General features: G+C 70.0%; 17 protein-coding genes. 11 read left to right on the top strand and 6 right to left on the bottom strand.

The window, feature by feature from the left end; translation table 11 throughout:
• Window positions 1–13 precede the first annotated feature (13 nt).
• On the top strand, window positions 14–355 hold the full coding sequence (locus AC1DBD_RS03330; protein ID WP_476892161.1) for a hypothetical protein: 342 nt from the start codon (window positions 14–16) through the stop codon (window positions 353–355).
• Window positions 356–447: 92 nt separating this feature from the next.
• On the opposite strand, the gene corA is transcribed toward AC1DBD_RS03330, so the two are convergent.
• Together corA and AC1DBD_RS03340 are read right to left on the bottom strand one after the other, a co-directional pair.
• Complete coding sequence (gene corA / locus AC1DBD_RS03335; RefSeq protein ID WP_476908494.1) at window positions 448–1443, bottom strand: magnesium/cobalt transporter CorA; 996 nt, start codon at window positions 1441–1443, stop codon at window positions 448–450.
• 7 nt (window positions 1444–1450) lie between these two features.
• Window positions 1451–1990 (bottom strand): Lrp/AsnC family transcriptional regulator, encoded by a 540-nt coding sequence (locus AC1DBD_RS03340; RefSeq protein WP_476892162.1) that lies wholly within the window; start codon window positions 1988–1990, stop codon window positions 1451–1453.
• A 175-nt stretch (window positions 1991–2165) separates the two neighbouring features.
• On the opposite strand from AC1DBD_RS03340, the gene AC1DBD_RS03345 reads away from it, so the two are divergent.
• Entirely contained in the window at window positions 2166–3407 is a 1242-nt protein-coding gene (locus AC1DBD_RS03345; RefSeq protein ID WP_476981415.1) for an MFS transporter, read from the top strand.
• 22 nt (window positions 3408–3429) lie between these two features.
• Here the strand turns inward: AC1DBD_RS03345 and AC1DBD_RS03350 are convergent, their stop codons facing one another.
• Window positions 3430–3936 (bottom strand): Lrp/AsnC family transcriptional regulator, encoded by a 507-nt coding sequence (locus AC1DBD_RS03350; protein WP_175321256.1) that lies wholly within the window; start codon window positions 3934–3936, stop codon window positions 3430–3432.
• A 133-nt stretch (window positions 3937–4069) separates the two neighbouring features.
• Here AC1DBD_RS03350 and AC1DBD_RS03355 point away from each other — a divergent pair, with 133 nt between their 5' ends.
• Complete coding sequence (locus AC1DBD_RS03355; RefSeq protein ID WP_476892163.1) at window positions 4070–5233, top strand: trans-sulfuration enzyme family protein; 1164 nt, start codon at window positions 4070–4072, stop codon at window positions 5231–5233.
• Here AC1DBD_RS03355 and AC1DBD_RS03360 read toward each other — a convergent pair.
• Window positions 5230–6585 (bottom strand): MFS transporter, encoded by a 1356-nt coding sequence (locus tag AC1DBD_RS03360; RefSeq protein WP_476981416.1) that lies wholly within the window; start codon window positions 6583–6585, stop codon window positions 5230–5232. The genes AC1DBD_RS03355 and AC1DBD_RS03360 overlap by 4 nt on opposite strands.
• Before the next feature lie 90 nt (window positions 6586–6675).
• On the opposite strand from AC1DBD_RS03360, the gene AC1DBD_RS03365 reads away from it, so the two are divergent.
• Window positions 6676–7659: a LysR family transcriptional regulator gene (locus AC1DBD_RS03365; protein ID WP_476981417.1), complete on the top strand. Its 984-nt coding sequence runs from the start codon at window positions 6676–6678 to the stop codon at window positions 7657–7659.
• Window positions 7660–7781: 122 nt separating this feature from the next.
• Here the strand turns inward: AC1DBD_RS03365 and AC1DBD_RS03370 are convergent, their stop codons facing one another.
• Window positions 7782–8831, bottom strand: a complete 1050-nt coding sequence (locus tag AC1DBD_RS03370; RefSeq protein ID WP_476981418.1) for a nitronate monooxygenase — start codon at window positions 8829–8831, stop codon at window positions 7782–7784.
• A gap of 51 nt (window positions 8832–8882) precedes the next feature.
• On the opposite strand from AC1DBD_RS03370, the gene AC1DBD_RS03375 reads away from it, so the two are divergent.
• Window positions 8883–9812 (top strand): N-acetylglucosamine kinase, encoded by a 930-nt coding sequence (locus AC1DBD_RS03375; RefSeq protein WP_476981456.1) that lies wholly within the window; start codon window positions 8883–8885, stop codon window positions 9810–9812.
• 31 nt (window positions 9813–9843) lie between these two features.
• Here the strand turns inward: AC1DBD_RS03375 and AC1DBD_RS03380 are convergent, their stop codons facing one another.
• Window positions 9844–10881 carry a pirin family protein gene (locus AC1DBD_RS03380; RefSeq protein ID WP_476981419.1) on the bottom strand — a complete coding sequence of 346 codons (1038 nt, stop codon included), beginning with the start codon at window positions 10879–10881 and terminating at the stop codon, window positions 9844–9846.
• A 65-nt stretch (window positions 10882–10946) separates the two neighbouring features.
• On the opposite strand from AC1DBD_RS03380, the gene AC1DBD_RS03385 reads away from it, so the two are divergent.
• From AC1DBD_RS03385 to AC1DBD_RS03410, 6 genes are all read left to right on the top strand, one after another.
• Window positions 10947–11399: an NUDIX hydrolase gene (locus AC1DBD_RS03385; protein WP_175321262.1), complete on the top strand. Its 453-nt coding sequence runs from the start codon at window positions 10947–10949 to the stop codon at window positions 11397–11399.
• 258 nt (window positions 11400–11657) lie between these two features.
• On the top strand, window positions 11658–12812 hold the full coding sequence (rsgA, locus tag AC1DBD_RS03390; RefSeq protein WP_476917507.1) for a ribosome small subunit-dependent GTPase A: 1155 nt from the start codon (window positions 11658–11660) through the stop codon (window positions 12810–12812).
• A gap of 261 nt (window positions 12813–13073) precedes the next feature.
• Window positions 13074–14171, top strand: coding sequence for an ABC transporter ATP-binding protein (locus AC1DBD_RS03395; RefSeq protein ID WP_476981420.1), 1098 nt, complete (start codon window positions 13074–13076; stop codon window positions 14169–14171).
• On the top strand, window positions 14171–14881 hold the full coding sequence (locus tag AC1DBD_RS03400) for an ABC transporter permease (protein WP_441417125.1): 711 nt from the start codon (window positions 14171–14173) through the stop codon (window positions 14879–14881). The genes AC1DBD_RS03395 and AC1DBD_RS03400 overlap by 1 nt, the downstream gene beginning before the upstream one ends.
• Window positions 14878–15624, top strand: coding sequence for an ABC transporter permease (locus AC1DBD_RS03405; protein WP_441417126.1), 747 nt, complete (start codon window positions 14878–14880; stop codon window positions 15622–15624). Before AC1DBD_RS03400 ends, AC1DBD_RS03405 begins: the two co-directional genes overlap by 4 nt.
• Window positions 15621–16583, top strand: a complete 963-nt coding sequence (locus AC1DBD_RS03410; protein WP_441417127.1) for an ABC transporter substrate-binding protein — start codon at window positions 15621–15623, stop codon at window positions 16581–16583. The genes AC1DBD_RS03405 and AC1DBD_RS03410 overlap by 4 nt, the downstream gene beginning before the upstream one ends.
• Window positions 16584–16684: the final 101 nt, after the last annotated feature.

The raw sequence follows: 16684 nt of genomic DNA on the forward strand, positions 1-16684 counted from the left end.
GGATAATGGGGCTATGGCCGAGCAGCGACGGGAACAGGACCGTGACCCGTGGGAGGAGTTCGACCGGCTCGAGCCGGCCGCGGAGGACCGCGTGGGCGGCTACCCGGGCGGTGAGCCCCACGGCTTCGGCTTCCGCACCGGGGTGCGCAGCGCACGCGTGGCCTTCGGCTTCGCCGTCTATGCCCTTGTCCTCGGCAGCGTGCTGGTCCTTCTCGGGACGATCTACTTCATCGGCCACGGGCAGTGGCTGTGGCTCGGGCTGATGGCCGTGATCGAGAGCTGCTTCGTCCTCGCGTTCATCCGCCTTGTGGCCCAGGCACGCCAGCGCCGCTCAGGAGGCCGGCCCGACGCGTAAATGATTCCATGACGCGCAAAAAGGCTGGCGCGGCGGGTATACCCCTCGCGTCAGCCCGTTTACGCGTCGTCAGGACATTGGCGCCGCGCCGGCTAGAGCCAGCCCTTGCGTTTGAAAATGGCGTACATGAGCGTCGCCGTGCCCGCCATCATGAAGAGCGCCATCGGGTAGCCGAAGGTCCAATGCAGCTCCGGCATCCGTTCGAAGTTCATGCCGTACACACCGGCGACAAAGGACGGCGCGAAGAAGATGGCGGCCCAGGAAGAGATCTTTTTGACCTGCTCGTTTTGTTCCGCACTGGCTTCGTTCTGGCGGTTCGCCGTCAGCGTGCCGTCCAGGGTGAGCGCGTTCTGCAGCAGGTCGCGGAAGGAATCGGCGCGGGAAATCAGCCGCTCCACGTGGTCCTCGACGTCGCGGAGGCTGTGCTGCAGTTCCGTGTCCACCTGATACTTCTCGAAGCCCCGCCGGAGCTGCTGCATCATGGCCGGCAACGGGTGGATGGCCCGCTGGAAATGGATGACCTCCCGGGCGAGCTCGTAGATGCGCCGGGAAACCAGCGGATCCCCGCTGAAGAGCTGGTCCTCGATCTCGTCGATGTCGTTCTCCAGCCCGGCCACCACGGGGACGTAATCATCCACCACCTGGTCCATCAGGGCGTAGAGAACCGCCTCGGGGCCGTGGCAGAGCAGGTCCGGGCGCCGCTCCAGCCGGCGCCGGACCTGGCCCACGACCGCCGTCTCGGCGTGCCGGACGGTCACCACGAAGTTCCGGCCGGTGAAGACGTGCAGCTCACCGAACTCCACGGTCTCGGTCTCGTCGAGGTACCGGGCCGGCCGGAGCACGGTGAAGAGGTTGTCATCGTAGCGTTCCAGCTTGGGGCGCTGGTGCGCGGAGATCGCGTCTTCCACCGCCAGGCCATGCAGGCCGAACTCCTCGGCGACGGCGGCCATTTCCTCTTCCGTCGGCCGGTACAGGCCGATCCAGGCCATGCCGCCGTGTTCGGTCAGGGTCTCAAAAGTCTGTTCCAGGTTGCGCGGCTCGGCACGCCGGACGCCGTCAACGTAGACGGCGTTGTCAATGATAGTCACGGGGACATTATCCAGTCTTTAGCTGTGGGTCCGCGGCGCCGGCCCGGCGCGAGGCCGACCGGCCGGGGGCAAGGGCGCTGCCCTGGGCAAGCCGGCTGATGAGCGGCTCGGTCCGGTACGGGATGTGGGTGTGCAGGGCCAGCACGGTCTCGGTCCGGATGACGCCCTTGATCCTCAGGATGGACCGCAGCGCCGCCTGGAGGTTGTGCGTGTCGGTCGCCACCACCCGGCACCAGACATCGCCGCGGCCGGAAATTTCGTGGACCTCCAGGACCTGGGGGATCAGGCGCAGGGCGCCCACCACGCCGTCGAGTTCGCGGTGGTTGACCTCGATCGTGACGAAGGCGACGACGTCGTACCCCACCGCCTCCAGGTCGATTTCCCGGCCGCCGTCGTGCAGCAGACCGGAGCGCAGCATCCGCCGGACCCGGGACTGCGCGGTGTTCCGCGCGATCCCGAGGGCGTCGCTGAGTTCGCCGATCTGGATCCGCGGGTCCTTGATGAGTTCGAGCAGAATCTTCAGATCGGTGGGGTCCAGACTGTTCAAATCATCACTCCGGTTCATACTTGTGGTCCGTGATTGACGGTTTTGATCAATTTTGGCACAGAACTTGGCTGGAACAGTCATTCGTGCCGCATTCTGTAGATATCAATCTTCACCGGGCCGGCGCCTCCCCACAGGGAACGCGTGCGGCCCGCTTCGATGCAGCAGGGGCACCGCTATGACCGTCTTCAGCGAACTTCGCATGCGCCCGGCCACGGCAGAACGCTGGGGCTGGGACGCTTCCGTCACCGCACGGCTGGTGATGGCCGGCGTCGTGATTTTCACGCTGCTGGTCGGCGCCAACCTGGCGACACCGCTGTACCCCCTGCTGCAGGCCAAACTTGGCATCACGGCCCTGGACGTCACGGTGGCCTTCTCCGCCTACGTCCTGGCGCTCGTGGCCACCCTCATCCTCGCCGGACACTGGTCGGATCACATCGGCCGGCGCGCTGCCCTGGTCCTGGCGGTGCTGGTAGGCCTCGCCGGGGGCTTCGTCTTCGCCACTGCGGACAGCCTGCTGATGCTGTCCGCGGGCCGGGCGCTGCAGGGCGCCGCGGTGGCCCTGGCCACCGGCGCCAGTTCCGCGGCCCTGCGCGAGCTGCTGCCCAGCCGGCCCGAGTGGGCCTCGCGGTTTACGCTGCTGGCCTCCGCCGGCGGGGTGGCGGCGGGGCCGGCCATTGGCGGGGTGCTGTCCGTGCTTCCCGGGCCGACGTCCACGCCCTATTACCTGCACTCCGTAGTCCTAGCCGCCCTGCTGGTGCCGCTCTACCTGCTCAAGGCCAGGCCCGCCATCACCTCGGTCGCGGGTCCCCAGCCGCTGAAGGTCCTCGCACCCCGGCGCCCCTCCGTGTCGAGGGAGGCGCGGGGCGCGTTCTGGCTGGCCTCGGCGGTAGGGTTCCTCAGTTTTGCCGTCTTCGGATTCTGCCTCTCGCTGGCTCCCGGCTATTTCGCGCAAATTGTCCATGCGGACTCACGGCCGCTGATCGGTCTGCTCGCGGGACTGACCCTGGCGGCGTCGGCGCTGAGCCAGCTGCTGGCCGTACGCGGGCGCTTCGTGGTGCCCGTAGGTCTGTCCCTGCTCGCCGGTTCCGTGCTGCTGATCGCGGCAGCCGCGGCGTGGAGCAGTCCTTGGCTGCTGATTGCCGCCAGCATCACCGCCGGCCTGGGCCAGGGCGTCTCGTTCCGGACGGTCTTCAACGATGTGGCCGGCAAGGTGGAGGCGTCGCGCCACGCCCAGATCATCAGCACCGTCTACGTGATCACCTACCTCGGCAGCGCCTTCCCGGTGATCGGGCTGGGGCTGGCGGCCGGATACTTCGGCCTGCAGGCTGCCGTGGCCGGTTTTGTGGTGCTGTGCGCGCTCGTTGCCCTCGGTCTGGCGGCCGTCACGCTGCGCAGCGCCCTCCGGCAGCGGGCCTGAGCCCGCAGCCGGGCGGAAACCCCTAGTCCGGCAGCGGCCCGTGGTTGCCCTGGATGTGGTCGAACACCAGGGTGGTCTCGGTGTGGCCTACGACCGGGTCGGTGGCCAGGTTGTCCAGCACCCAGTCGCGCAGGTCCTCCGTGGTGGCGACGGCGATATGCAGCAGGTAGTCCACCGAACCCGAGGTGTGGAACGTGGACAGCACGGCGGGCAGCTTGGGGACCCGGGCCGTGAAACGGTCGATCTGTTCGCGGTCGTGGGCGCGCAGCCGGACGGCAATCAGCGCCTGCACCGAGCGGCCCACCGCGGCAAGGCTGAGCTTGGCCTCAAAACCCTGGATGATCCCGCGCTCGGACAGGGCCCTGGTGCGCATCAGTGCCGTGGACGGTGCGATCCCCACCAGTTCGGCCAGCTGCTTGTTGGAAATCCGGGCATCCGCGACCAGGGCCGCGAGCAGGCGCTCGTCAATGGCGTCCAGGGGTTCGCCGGCTCCGGCTCCCGGCCGAACATTCTTCGTGGTGCTGCTCACGGATCCTCCTTGATGTGTTGTGAGTTCATCATAAACGCCACTATCTGACAGTTCCATTCAGAACCCCTGTAAAACGCCGAATTATTGCCAGATACTTACCGCATTCAATGGTGAATATTCATAAGGAGTAACGGTGCTTTCTCAAGACTCGCTGGCGGTCCACGCCGGCCGGAACGGCCTCACGGAACTCGGCGTCCACGCCGTCCCGATCGACCTGTCCACCACGGCGCCGCTGCCCTCCGTCCACGACGGCGGCCTCGCCTACGAACAGATGGCCACCGGCGGCCCGCACCTGGACGGGCAGAGCACGGTCTACCAGCGGCTCTGGAACCCGACCGTCGCCCGCTTCGAAGACGGCGTCGCCCTGCTTGAGGCCACTGAAGAAGCCGTCGCCTTCGCCACCGGCATGGCCGCCCTGAGCGCGGTGCTGCTCGCCGTCGTCGCCACCGGGAAGAAGCACGTGGTGGCGGTCCGGCCGCTCTACGGAGGCAGCGACCACCTGCTGGCCTCCGGGGTGCTGGGCACCGAGGTCACTTTCACCACGCCCGACGGCATCGGCGCGGCACTGCGCCCCGACACCGGGCTCGTCATCCTGGAGACGCCGGCGAACCCGAGCCTGGAGCTCGTCGACATCGCCGCCGCGGCGGCTGCGGCGGACGGCGTGCCGCTGCTGGTGGACAACACCTTCGCCACTCCCGTCCTCCAGCAGCCGTACCGGCACGGTGCGGCCATGGTGCTGCACAGCGCCACTAAGTTCTTCGGCGGCCACGGCGACGCCATGGGCGGCGTCGTCGCCGTTTCCCCGGAATGGGCCGTCCGGCTCCGGCAGATCCGGGCCATCACCGGCGGCATCCTCACGCCATGGCCGGCGTACCTGCTGCACCGGGGCCTGGCGACCCTGCCGGTCCGGGTGCGGGCGCAGCAGGCCAGCGCCGAGAAGGTCGCGGCCGCCCTGGCGGAGCACGGGCTGATCCGGCGGGTGTTCTATCCGGGCCTGCCGGAGTGCGATCCGCGCGGCCTGGTCGGCACCCAGATGGCAGGCCCGGGCTCGCTGCTGGCGTTCGAGCTGGCCAGCGCCGAACATGCCGAGCGCATTCCGGCAGCCGTCAGCATGATCACGCACGCCGTCTCGCTGGGCGGCATTGACACCCTGATCCAGCACCCCGCGGGCCTGACCCACCGGCCGGTCGCCGCGGAGGCCAAGCCGCACGCCAGCCTGCTCCGGGTTTCCGTGGGGCTGGAGGACCCGGCGGACATTGTCGCCGATCTTGTGCAGGCCCTCGAGGCGACCCGCTAGCGCGCCGCGCTCCGCCCTGGGGATGCGCTCGGGGCGACGGCGCCGCCCGCGCCGGCGGGATGCACGACGGCGGTGATCACCGCCGTCGTGCAGGCCAGGCCCATCACGGCGAGGGCGAGGGCGGTCCAGCCCAACGACTGGAACAGCAGGCCGCCGGCCCAGCCGATGACGCTGGATCCCAGGTAGTAGGCGAGGTTGTAGAGCGAGGCTGCCTGCGCGCGGCCCGTGCTCGCGATCACCCCGGTCCAGCCGGAGCCGATGCTGTGGGCCGCGAAGAAACCGCCGGTGAACAGCAACAGCCCGGCCAGGATCAGGACCAGGAGCTCGGTCAGGGTCAGTGCGAGCCCGGCGACCATAAGGACCGTGCCCGCCACCAGCACGCTGCGCCGGCCGAAGCGCAGCGTCAGCCCGGCGGCCCAGCGGGCGGAGACGGTGCCGGAGAGATAGGCCAGGAAGATCAGGCTGATCAGGGTGGCCGGCAGGCTGAAAGGTTCGCCGGACAGCCGGAAACCGAGGTAGTTGTAGACCGCCACAAAGCCGCCCATCAGCAGGAACGCCTGGACGTAGATGGCCAGCAACCGCGGGTTCCGGCCGTGGCCGGCGAGGGTTGCGAGGGCGCCGCGGAAGCCGCTGGCGGCCGCGGCGGTGAAATTCCGTGCCGGCGGCACCAGCACCAGGAACAGGACGGCGGCGGACGTCGCCATCACGGACACGGCCAGTGCTGCGGCCCGCCAGCCCCACAGCTCGCCCACCGGACCGGCCACGAGCCTGCCCGCCAGCCCGCCGAGGGTGGTGCCTGCGACGTAGGTACCGGCCGCCAGGGCGGCGTGGGCCTTGTTCACTTCCTCGTTCAGGTAGGCGATGGCGATGGCCGGGATGCCGCCCAGTGCCATGCCCTCGAGCATCCGCAGGCCCAGCAGGACCGGGAAGCTGGGTGCCAGCGGGGCCAGCAGCCCCAGGACGGTGGCCGCGGAGATGCCCCAGGCCATGGCACGCACCCGGCCGATCCGGTCGGCCAAAAAGGACCACGGCAGGACCGTTGCGGCCAGGCCAACGGTGGCCAGGGAGATGGTCTGGGCCGCCTCGGCGGCCGTCACCTGCAAATCGGCGGCGATGATCGGCAGCACGGCCTGGGTTGAATAGAGCTGGGCGAAGGTCGCGACGCCGGCGAAGGCCAGGCCGGCGAGGATCCGGCGGTAAGCCGCCGAGCCTTTGGGATGGCCCGCCCACGCGGTAACCCGGCCGTCGGCTGCGGGGCTGCCGTCCGCCGCGGTGCCCGCATCAGCTGCGGTACCCGCATCAGCTGGGGTACCGGGCTCGGTTGCGGGATTGCGGAGGGGGAGGCGGGGCATGTCCCCAGAATAGGTCCCGGAAAGACATGCTTCCAATGCATGTTTCTCATAGAATTCATGGCAAATTCGGAACGATTGAGAGGGTTGGCCATGGACGTTGAGCACAAGCAGCTCGTCCAGCTGTTGCCGCTGCTGCCCCTGCTGGCCGAGCTGGGGCGGACCCAGCACATCACCGCCACGGCCGAGGTGCTGGGACTGCCCCAGTCAACGGTGAGCCGTGGGATTGCGCGGGCCAGCGGCATCATCGGGACGGAACTGCTGATCCGGGACGGACGCGGCGTGCGGCTGACCCCCGCGGCCAAGGCGCTCCTCCCGCACATTGAGGCCGCACTTGGCGAATTTCAGACCGGGCTGGACCTGGTCCGGCACGAGTCGGAGGTGGTGCGCGGCCGGATCGCGGTGTCGTTCCAGCACACCTTCGGCGAGGCGATGCTGCCGCTGCTGATCAGTGCCTTCCGCAGCCGGCATCCGCAGCCGGCCTTCGACCTCAGCCAGGGCGCGCGGGACGGCTGCCTGGCCGAACTGGCCGCCGGGGACGCGGACCTGGCACTCACCGCTCCGATCGCGGCGCCGAGCCGGCTGATCTCCTCGGCTGCCCTGTACCGGGAACCGCTGCGGCTGGTGGTCCACCACCGGCACCCGCTCGCCCGGCGTCGTCGTGCCCGCCTCGCGGAGATCCGTCAGGACCCGTTCGTGGCGATGGGCCCCGGCTACGGCATGCGCTCGCTGACGGACGCACTGTTCCGGGAAGCCGAATTCAGGCCCCGCATCGCCTTCGAAAGCCAGGACTCCCACACGGCCAGGGGACTCGTCTCGGCGGGGCTGGGTGTAAGCATCCTGCCGCCCGGCGGACTGGCCCCCGGACGCCACACCCCGGGGCAGTCCGGCGACCTGGGCTGGGTGGAACTGGCGCTCGACTCCGGCCTTGCGTTCCGGGAGATCGGCCTGGCCTGGCGGGAGCGGCGCGGGGGAGCGGACGCCGAGCCGGACCCGGTGCGGCTGTTCCGCGAGCTGGTGCTTAGCGAGGGCCCGGCGCTCCTGGCCGGCTTTGTCCGCGGACGCTCGGGCACCTGAGCCGGACGGCCCGCGCACGCACCGTCGTCGCCGTTCTTCGCTCGCGGGTTCCGTCCGGGCTCGACGTTTCCACACGGCGAGTCCGGAGCGACGCCGCGAGCGGGCAGGCCCGCCCGCGCCGCTCAGCCCAGCAAGCCCGGCAAGACCTCCGCGACGGAGGCGGCGCGCGCCTGCTGCCAGCCGGTTCCGGCCCAGAGGTTCAGCCGCTCCGCATCCCCGACGGCGGCGGCGGCCGCGCGAAGCGGGGCGGTGAGGTGGTGCACCGCCGGGTAGGCCTCCGGCGCGTCCGGGTGGTCCCGGACGAACTCGTTGACCAGCGCCCGGGCCGGCCGCCCGGTGAAAGCCCTGGTCAGGGCCGTCCGGGTGAAGTGCGGGCTGGCCAGGGCGTCCTTGTGCAACTGCCGGGCGCCGCTCTCCTCCGTGAGCAGCAAGGCCGTGCCCAGCTGGGCTGCCTGTGCGCCCGCGGCCAGCACCCGGTCCACGCCGGCGGCGTCCATGATCCCGCCGGCCGCGACGAGGGGGAGCGCGACGGCGGAGCGCACCGCCGCAATCAGCTCCGCCGTCGTGGCCGGCGCGGCTGAACCCGGCACGGCTGAACCCGGATCGCCTGACACGGGCAGGAACGCCGCGCTGTGGCCCCCGGCGCACGCATGCTGCACCACCAGGGCATCCACGCCCTGTTCGGCCGCCTGCCGGGCCTCGGCCGCGGTGGTGACCGTGGCCAGTACCGCCGACCCCGCCCGCTGCAGGGCGTGGACCACGTCCGCGCCGGGGAGGCCGAAGGTGAAACTGACCAGCTCCACCGGATCCGCCAGCAGGGCCTCGACTTTGGCCTGCCACGCGTCGTCGTCATCGAGCCGCAAAGGCGGGAGCTCCACACCGTAGCGCAGGGCGTCTGCGCGCAGCTGCAGCCGGTATGCCTCGAGCTCGGCCACGGTGGCCGCGGAGGGCGCCAGCTGGGCCGGGTCCGGGACGAAGACATTCATGCCGAACCGCGCACCGGACTCGCGGACGGCGCGGATGTCCGCCAGCATGGCAGCAACGCTCTTATAGCCCGCGGCCAGGAAGCCCAGACCGCCGGCCTCGTGCACGGCCGTGACGAAGGCCGGAGTTGAAGTCCCGCCGGCCATCGGCGCGGCGATAATGCGGGTACCGAAGATATCGCGGGACATTGCTCGCTCCTGTCGGTGATTCAGTAGGCTGTTCCGGTGACTCATTCTGACATCCCCACCCCGCCGGACGCCGTTTCCGCCGCCGTGCATGCCACTACATCCGGCGCCGTGATCGGACTCGACATCGGCGGCACCAAGACCCGCGGCGTCCGGTTCGAGGCCGGCACGCCCGTGGCCGACGAGTCCGTGGGCAGCGCGAACGTCCAGAACGTCACTCCCGAGGAAGCCGCCCGGAACCTTGCGGAGCTCTTCGCCCGGATTGGCGGCGGTGACGTCGCCCAGGTCTACGCCGGAGCCGGCGGCATCGACACCGACGACGACGCCGCGGCCCTCGCCGCGCTGATCGCCCCGCACGTGCCCGGCGCCAAGATCACCGTCGTGCACGACTCACGGCTCCTGCTGGCAGCCGGCGGGGCCAGCACCGGCGTCGCCGTGATCGCCGGAACCGGCTCGGCCGCGTGGGGCAAGAACAGCCGCGGACAGGAAGCCCGGGCCGGCGGCTGGGGCTATCTGCTCGGCGACGAAGGCAGCGGCTACTGGCTGGGCCGCGAGGCCGTGCGGCACAGCCTGCGCCGGATGAACCAGGGGCTGGAACCGGATGAACTTACCAGGGCCCTGCTGGATTCCTGCGGGGTGGGCCACCCGAACAAACTCATTGCGTTGTTCCACTCACCCGAGACCGGACGCCGCTTCTGGGCCCAGCGCGCCCGGCTCGTCGTGGCGGCGGCGGACGCCGGCCATGAGCCGAGCCGGGAGCTGATAGACCAGGCCGGCCGCGACCTCGCCGCCATGGCCGAGCAGACCGTGAGGCAGCTCGGCATCGAGGGCCCGGTCATCCTGGGCAGCGGGCTCGGCATGAACGTGCCGCGGCTGCAGGAATCGTTCCGCGCTGCCCTGGCCGCGGCCGGGATCACCGACGTCCGGGTGCTGCAGCAGGAACCCGTGTTCGGGGTGCTCCAGCTCGTCGCCGAGCAGGGCTAGCGGCAGCCGCATCGGGGAACCTAGGACGGAGTCACTGCCGGCGTCGCGGCCGCAGCGGCACCCCCGGCAACGGCGGCGCCGGGATGCGGCCGGCTTTGGATCCGGCGTCGGGACCATGTCCGCGCACCAGCCCGAACCGTGCCCGCGACGCGTCGTCGTCGGAGAGCCCGGCCTGGGCTTCCCAGTCCAGCCGTGACTGCTCCACCTCTTCGTGGCTGCGGCCGACGAAGTTCCACCACATCAGCAGCTCCTCCTCGAACGGCTCGCCGCCCAGCAACAGGAAACGGGTGCCCGGAGCGGCGTCCAGGTCCAGGCGGCTGCGCCCGGAGCCGAGGTAGCCCAGCGGGCCCGGCCGCACCTCCTGGCCGTCCAGGTCCAAGGCGCCGTCGAGCACCAGCACGGCGTGCTCGAACTCCGGCCGCAGCGGCAGGCTGATGCCTCCGGTGCAGCTGATGTCGGCGCCAACGATCGGGGAGTACATCGTGGCCGGCGAGGTGGTGCCCGCCAGGGTCCCCACCATGACGGTTGCACTGAAGCCGTCGCCGCGGACCACGGGCAGCTCGCGGTGCTGCTCGAAGGCCGGTGCGCGGTGCCGTTCGGAGTCCGGCAGCGCGACCCACAACTGCAGCCCGCGCTGCACGGGCAGTTCCGGTGTCGGCCCGCCCGGAACCCCGTTTACGGGGAGCACCGCGAATTCGGAGTGCGAAACGCCGCGGCCCGCCGTCATGATGTTCAGTTCGCCCGGGCGGACGATCACGTCGCTGCCCACGCTGTCCCGGTGCCGGATGTTGCCGGCCAGCGGCCAGGTGACAGTCTGCAACCCCGTGTGCGGGTGCGGCAGCACGGACATGGACACCCGGTCCGGTCCGAAGCTGTCCAGGAAGCACCACGCGCCTACCGTCGGCAGCCCGCGCTGCGGCAGGGTCCGCGAGACGTTCATGGCGCGGACGCCGCCCAGCGGAACCTCCCTGGCCGGCCACAACTGCAGGCACGGGCCGCTGGCGGTCCCCTCCACGCTGTGGGCGGCGGGGCAGACTTCTTCGGGCGGAAGGACTTCGAGGTTGGTCACACTCAAACTTTAGGGCCGAACCCGGAGATCCGGCAGGGCCCGCGCTGCGCCGTTACGCTGGAGCAATGACCCTGCCATTCGATACCCGCCCGGCTGCCTACGGACTGATCCTCCGGGATGACTGCCTCCTGCTCGCGTACTGGAAGCAGGGCGGCAAGGAGGGCTGGACCCTGCCGGGTGGCGGTCTGGATCTCGCCGAGCACCCCGTGGACGGGTGCCGCCGGGAGATCTACGAGGAGACCGGCTACCACGCTGAGATCGGCGCCATGCTGGGGATCGACGTCGGGCATTGGCCCGCCGAGAGCCGGCTCGACGGCGGCCACCGCGACTTCCAGTCCCTGCGGCTGGTCTATGAAGCGAGCATCACCGGCGGGGAACTGCGGCATGAGGTAGGCGGCAGCACCACGCACGCGGCCTGGATCCCGCTGGCCGAGGTGGCGGGCCTGAACCGGGTCTCACTGGTCGATGCCGCGCTCCGGCTGTACCGCGAGCGACCGCTGGACGGAAAGCTCGCCTGAGAAATCCCTAGCCAGCCGCGGTCCGGGCGGTTACCCTAGAGAAACCGCGGCCGGGAAGGCCGCCCGATGAGCCCAGCTGTGGGCCAGATAGCCGGGGAGGTGGAAGCAATGAAAGCAACGGAACTGCGCGCGCAGCGCACACCCCAAAGCCCCATCATTATTCCTGCCCCGGCAGTCCACACCTCCTAGCCCTTACAGCTGACCGGTCTCTCCAGACCGCAGCGGGCAATGCGCAGCCGGGCCCATCAAAGGGTTCCATTGAATCTTCAGTTCAGTCACCACTCCGGCCTCCAGGGGCCGGCCCGTTTCGGTTTCACCGAGGCCGTCACGGAACTTTTCGCCGCCAATCCCGTCCCCGGCGGCACCAGAGCCGGGCGGGTGGTCCGGGTGGACCGCAACCTCGTGCTGGTCGCGGACCATGCCGGCCAGGCACAGCTGCCCTACCCGCGGACCGGACCCATCCCGGCCACCGGCGACTGGGTCTGGCTCGGCAGCAACCCGGTGGGCGAACCAGCCATCGTGGGCGTGCTGCCGCGCCGCTCAGAGCTGAGCCGCAAGCGCGCCTTCGAGGCATCCTCCGAAGCGCAGGTGCTCGGCGCCAACATGGACATCGTCGGCGTCGTGGTGCCGGTGGACCGTCCGCTCACGCACAACAGGCTCGAACGGACACTCGTCGCGGCCTGGGATTCCGGCGCCACCCCGCTGGTGGTGATCACCAAGGCAGACCTCGCTGAGGTGGCGGACGACGTCGTCGGGCAGGTCATGCTGCAGGCCGCCGGCGTCGACGTGGTCACCACCTCCGCCGAGCAGGGCGATGGCCTCGATGACTTGCTGGCTCATCTGCCGACCGGCGGGACCATCGTGCTGCTGGGCCCCTCGGGCGCCGGGAAGTCCACCCTGATCAATGCCCTCGTCGGGTTCGAGGCGCAGGAAACGGGTGCGGTCCGGGCCGGTGACGGCAAGGGCCGGCACACCACGACGTCCCGGGAGCTGGTGCCACTGCCCGGCGGCTCGGTGTTGATGGACACGCCCGGGGTGCGCGGCTTTGGCCTGTTCGATGCCGGGGACGGCATGGACGAGATGTTCGGCGATCTCGAGGAGGTCTTCACCCGGTGCCGGTTCACCGACTGCGCGCACGGCCGCGAACCCGGCTGCGCCGTGCAGGCCGCGCTCGCGGAGGGTGCCCTGGACGAGCGCCGCTGGGCAAGCTACCTCAAGATGCAGCGCGAAGTGGCGGCCCTGGCCCGGCGCCACGACGCCGCCGCCCGACGGGCGTACCAGCGGGAGTGGCATCAGAAGGTGGTGGTGGCCAGCCGGAGCCAGCGGGCGGCCGAGCGGCTCAGCCACGACCATCCCCGCAGGGGAAAAGACAACGGAAAAGGCCACGGTAAGGGCAGCGGCCGGGCGACGTGACACAGTGCCGGTCCCGGACCAGCGCGGGGTCCGGGACCGGGCCTGAACCCGCGCCCATCCAAATCCCGCCCGGCGCCGAATGCCAACGGTAGCCGCGGCGCCGCCGACGTTATCGGGCCCGTTTCTTCGATTCTGTGCTCCGACATCGCCGGCGGTGGCAGCTACGCTGGGTCATACCCGCTTTACAGCCAAAAATCAGCATGCATATGATCAGTTGGCTGGACCGTCCCATGTTGCCGCCAACAGTTAGGTAAGCCCGGAATGGCAGAGGCCATGATCGAGTTCCAGAGCGTCACCAAGCAGTACCAGGGCGGCCAGGCCGCCGTCGACGATCTGAGCATGTCTATCGACAAGGGCGCCATCACGGTCTTCGTCGGCCCCTCGGGCTGCGGCAAGACCACCTCGCTGCGGATGATCAACCGCATGGTCGAGCCGACCTCGGGCACCATCACCGTCAACGGGCAGGACGTCACCTCCGTGCCCGCCGCGCAGCTGCGACGTTCCATGGGCTACGTCATGCAGTCCTCCGGGCTGATGCCGCACCGGTCCGTGCTGGACAACATCGCCACCGTCCCGCGGCTCAACGGCGTGTCCAAGGCGGCATCCCGCAAGCGCGCGGAGGAGCTGCTCGACGTCGTCGGCCTCGCCTCCGGCCTCGGCCGCCGCTACCCCTCACAGCTTTCGGGCGGCCAGCAACAGCGCGTGGGAGTGGCCCGTGCCCTCGCCGCAGATCCGCCCGTGCTGCTCATGGACGAACCTTTCAGCGCGGTGGATCCCGTGGTGCGCGATGAACTGCAGAAGGAACTGCTCCGCCTGCAGCGCGACCTGGCCAAAACCATCGTGTTCGTCACCCACGACATCGACGAGGCCACGGTGCTCGGGGACAAGGTGGCCGTCTTCGCCGGCGGCGGCAAGCTGGCGCAGTACGCGACGCCGGAAGAGATCCTGCGGGCCCCGGCGAACGACTTCGTCGCGTCCTTCGTGGGCCGCGACCGGGGCTTCCGGCACCTCGCCTTCAGCCCCTCCGACGGCGTCACGATCCACCCGGTCGACACCGTCCGCGCCGACGCCCTCGGCCGTGACGGCGGCCCCGGAGCGGGCGAGTGGCAGCTCGTGGTCGACGCCGACAACCGGCCGCTGGGCTGGAGCGCGCCGGGCGCCGGAGCGGCGACCGTCCCGGGCGGTTCCCTCTTCCACAAGGGCGAGACCCTGCGCCGCGCGCTGGACGCGGCCCTGTCCTCGCCGTCCGGACTCGGCGTCGCTGTCGACGCCGACGGCCGGGTGGCCGGTGTGATCACGGCGGAAGAAGTGCTCGCCGTGATCGAAGCGGACCGCCGGATCCGGCAGGGCGTGCGCTGATGCAATGGTTCCTGGCCAACAGCGGGCAGGTCTTCAGCCTCGCCGGCCAGCACCTCGTCCTGGCGATCCTGCCGATGCTCTTCGGCCTGCTGATTTCGATCCCGCTGGCCCAGCTTGCCAGGCAGAACCGGACCCTGCGCACCGTGGTCCTGACCGCGTCCTCGCTGCTTTACACCATCCCGTCGCTGGCTCTCTTCATCATCCTGCCGACCGTGCTGGGGACCAGGATCCTGGACCCGGTCAACGTCGTGGTGGCCCTGACCATCTACGCCGTCGCGCTCCTGGTCCGGGCCGCCCTGGACGCGTTTGACTCCGTGGACGAGGACCTGCAGCAGGCCGCCGTCGCCATGGGCTTCAAACCCCTGGCACGGTTCCTGCAGATCGACCTGCCGCTGTCCCTGCCGGTGCTGTTCGCCGGGCTCCGCGTGGTCTCGGTCAGCAACATCTCCCTGGTCAGCGTCGCCGCCCTGCTGGGCATCGGCAACCTGGGCATGCTCTTCACCTCCGGGCTGCAGCGCGACTTCGTCACCGAGGTGATGGTGGGCATCATTGCGATCCTGGTGCTGGCATTGCTGATGGACTCCGTTTTGGTCCTGCTCGAACGCCTCCTGACCCCGTGGACCCGGGCAGGCGCCGGGAAAACCGGGAAGCCCGGGGAGCCGGCCGCGGCCCGGCGGCTGTCCGATTCCACGGCTGGGGCGTCCGCATGAGCAACGTCATCACCGACACCGCCGCGTGGCTCGCCGACCCGGACAACTGGTCCGGCAGCACCGGCATTCCGGTTCGCCTGGCCGAGCACCTGCAGTACACCGGCCTCGTGATGCTGATTGCGACCGCCATCGCCGTCCCGATCGGCCTTTACGTCGGCCACACCGGCCGCGGCCGGGTGGCCGTGGTGGCCCTCGCCGGGGCCCTGCGCGCCCTGCCGACCCTGGGCCTGCTGACGCTCTTCGTCCTGCTGGCCGGGATCGGGCTGATGCCTCCGGTCTGGGCGCTGGTGATCCTGACCGTGCCGCCGTTGCTGGCCGGGACCTACGCGGGAATCTCCAGCGTGGACCGGAACGTCGTGGACGCCGCCCGGGCCATGGGCATGACCGAACTTCAGGTGCTCTTCCGGGCCGAGTTCCCCAACGCGCTTCCGGTGATGTTCGGCGGGTTCCGCACCGGAGTCCTCCAGGTGATCGCCACGGTCTCGGTGGTCGCGTACATCAACCTGGGCGGCCTGGGCCGCTACCTCTTCGACGGCCTGGTGCTCTCCGACTTCCCGCAGATGCTCGGCGGCTCGCTGCTCATCGCGGGACTCGCCATCGCCGTCGACCTTGTCCTCGTCCTATTCCAGCGGCTCTTCCTGTCCCGTGGGGCCGCCAACAAGCCAAACCGGAGCCAGCAGGCCGCGGTTGATCTCACAGACCCCGCACCGGCGGAGACTGTTGTCCAAGGAGGTACGTCATGAAAGAAAACCGCCAACGAGCCCTCGGCAGGCGCGCATTCGGCGGCCTCGCCGCCGGCGTCGGCCTGGCCCTGGCCCTGTCCGCCTGCGGAGGCTCGTCCAACCCGCTGTCCTCGGCACCCGCGAGCGGCGGTTCCTCCGGGGGAGCCGGCGGCGCCCTCGTGATCGGTTCGGCCGACTTCACCGAGAGCCAGATCATCGCGGAGCTCTACGCCGGGGCACTCAACGCCGCCGGCGTCACCGCCACCACCAAGCCGAACATCGGTTCCCGCGAGGTCTACTTCAAGGCCGTGCAGGACGGCTCCGTGGACGTGATCCCGGACTACAGCGGAAACCTGCTGCTGCACGTCAACAAGGACGCCACCGAGATCTCCGCCGACGACATTGCCAAGGCACTGCCGGGCAAGCTTCCCGACGGCCTGGCCGTGCTGGACGCCGCCAAGGCCGAGGACAAGGATGCCATGGTGGTCACCAAGGCCACCGCCGAGAAGTACAAGCTGAAGTCCATCGAGGACCTGGCCAAGGTCTGCAACGAGATCGTGGTCGGCGCCCCCGCAACGTTCGCCGAGCGCGCCTACGGGCTGCCCGGCCTGAAGAAGAACTACAACTGCGAGCCCAAGAAGCTGGAACCCTTCAGCGACGGCGGCGGCCCCGTCACGGTCAAGGCCCTGCTTTCGGACCAGGTCCAGGTGGCCGACATCTACACCACCACCCCGGCCATCGCGGACAACGACCTGGTGGTGCTGGAGGACCCGAAGAACAACTTCATCGCCCAGCAGGTCCTGCCGCTGTACAACAAGGCCAAGATGACCGACAAGGCGAAGGAGGCGCTCAACGCCGTCTCCAAGCTGCTCACCACTGAGGACCTGATCAACCTCAACCGGGCGGTCGGCGGCAGCGAGAAGCAGAACCCGAAGGACGCCGCGGCAGCGTGGCTCAAGGACAAGGGCCTGGTCAAGTAGACCGGAGCTTTTGAGCGCTCGACGGCGGCCGCCGGATCCGGCACCCCCGGACCCGGCGGCCGCCGTCGCTACGCCGCCGTCGTTGCGCCGCTCGGTGCCAG

Source organism: Arthrobacter sp. 10T419 (genome assembly GCF_056394105.1).

Excerpts from the sequence above, each read along its gene's own strand:
- AC1DBD_RS03360 (WP_476981416.1), bottom strand. The coding sequence starts at position 6,585 with ATGCCCCGCCTCCCCCTCCGCAATCCCGCAACCGAGCCCGGTACCCCA.
- AC1DBD_RS03400 (WP_441417125.1), top strand. The coding sequence starts at position 14,171 with ATGCAATGGTTCCTGGCCAACAGCGGGCAGGTCTTCAGCCTCGCCGGC.
- AC1DBD_RS03345 (WP_476981415.1), top strand. The coding sequence starts at position 2,166 with ATGACCGTCTTCAGCGAACTTCGCATGCGCCCGGCCACGGCAGAACGC.
- AC1DBD_RS03365 (WP_476981417.1), top strand. The coding sequence starts at position 6,676 with ATGGACGTTGAGCACAAGCAGCTCGTCCAGCTGTTGCCGCTGCTGCCC.
- AC1DBD_RS03370 (WP_476981418.1), bottom strand. The coding sequence starts at position 8,831 with ATGTCCCGCGATATCTTCGGTACCCGCATTATCGCCGCGCCGATGGCC.
- AC1DBD_RS03395 (WP_476981420.1), top strand. The coding sequence starts at position 13,074 with ATGGCAGAGGCCATGATCGAGTTCCAGAGCGTCACCAAGCAGTACCAG.
- AC1DBD_RS03410 (WP_441417127.1), top strand. The coding sequence starts at position 15,621 with ATGAAAGAAAACCGCCAACGAGCCCTCGGCAGGCGCGCATTCGGCGGC.
- AC1DBD_RS03330 (WP_476892161.1), top strand. The coding sequence starts at position 14 with ATGGCCGAGCAGCGACGGGAACAGGACCGTGACCCGTGGGAGGAGTTC.
- AC1DBD_RS03405 (WP_441417126.1), top strand. The coding sequence starts at position 14,878 with ATGAGCAACGTCATCACCGACACCGCCGCGTGGCTCGCCGACCCGGAC.
- AC1DBD_RS03385 (WP_175321262.1), top strand. The coding sequence starts at position 10,947 with ATGACCCTGCCATTCGATACCCGCCCGGCTGCCTACGGACTGATCCTC.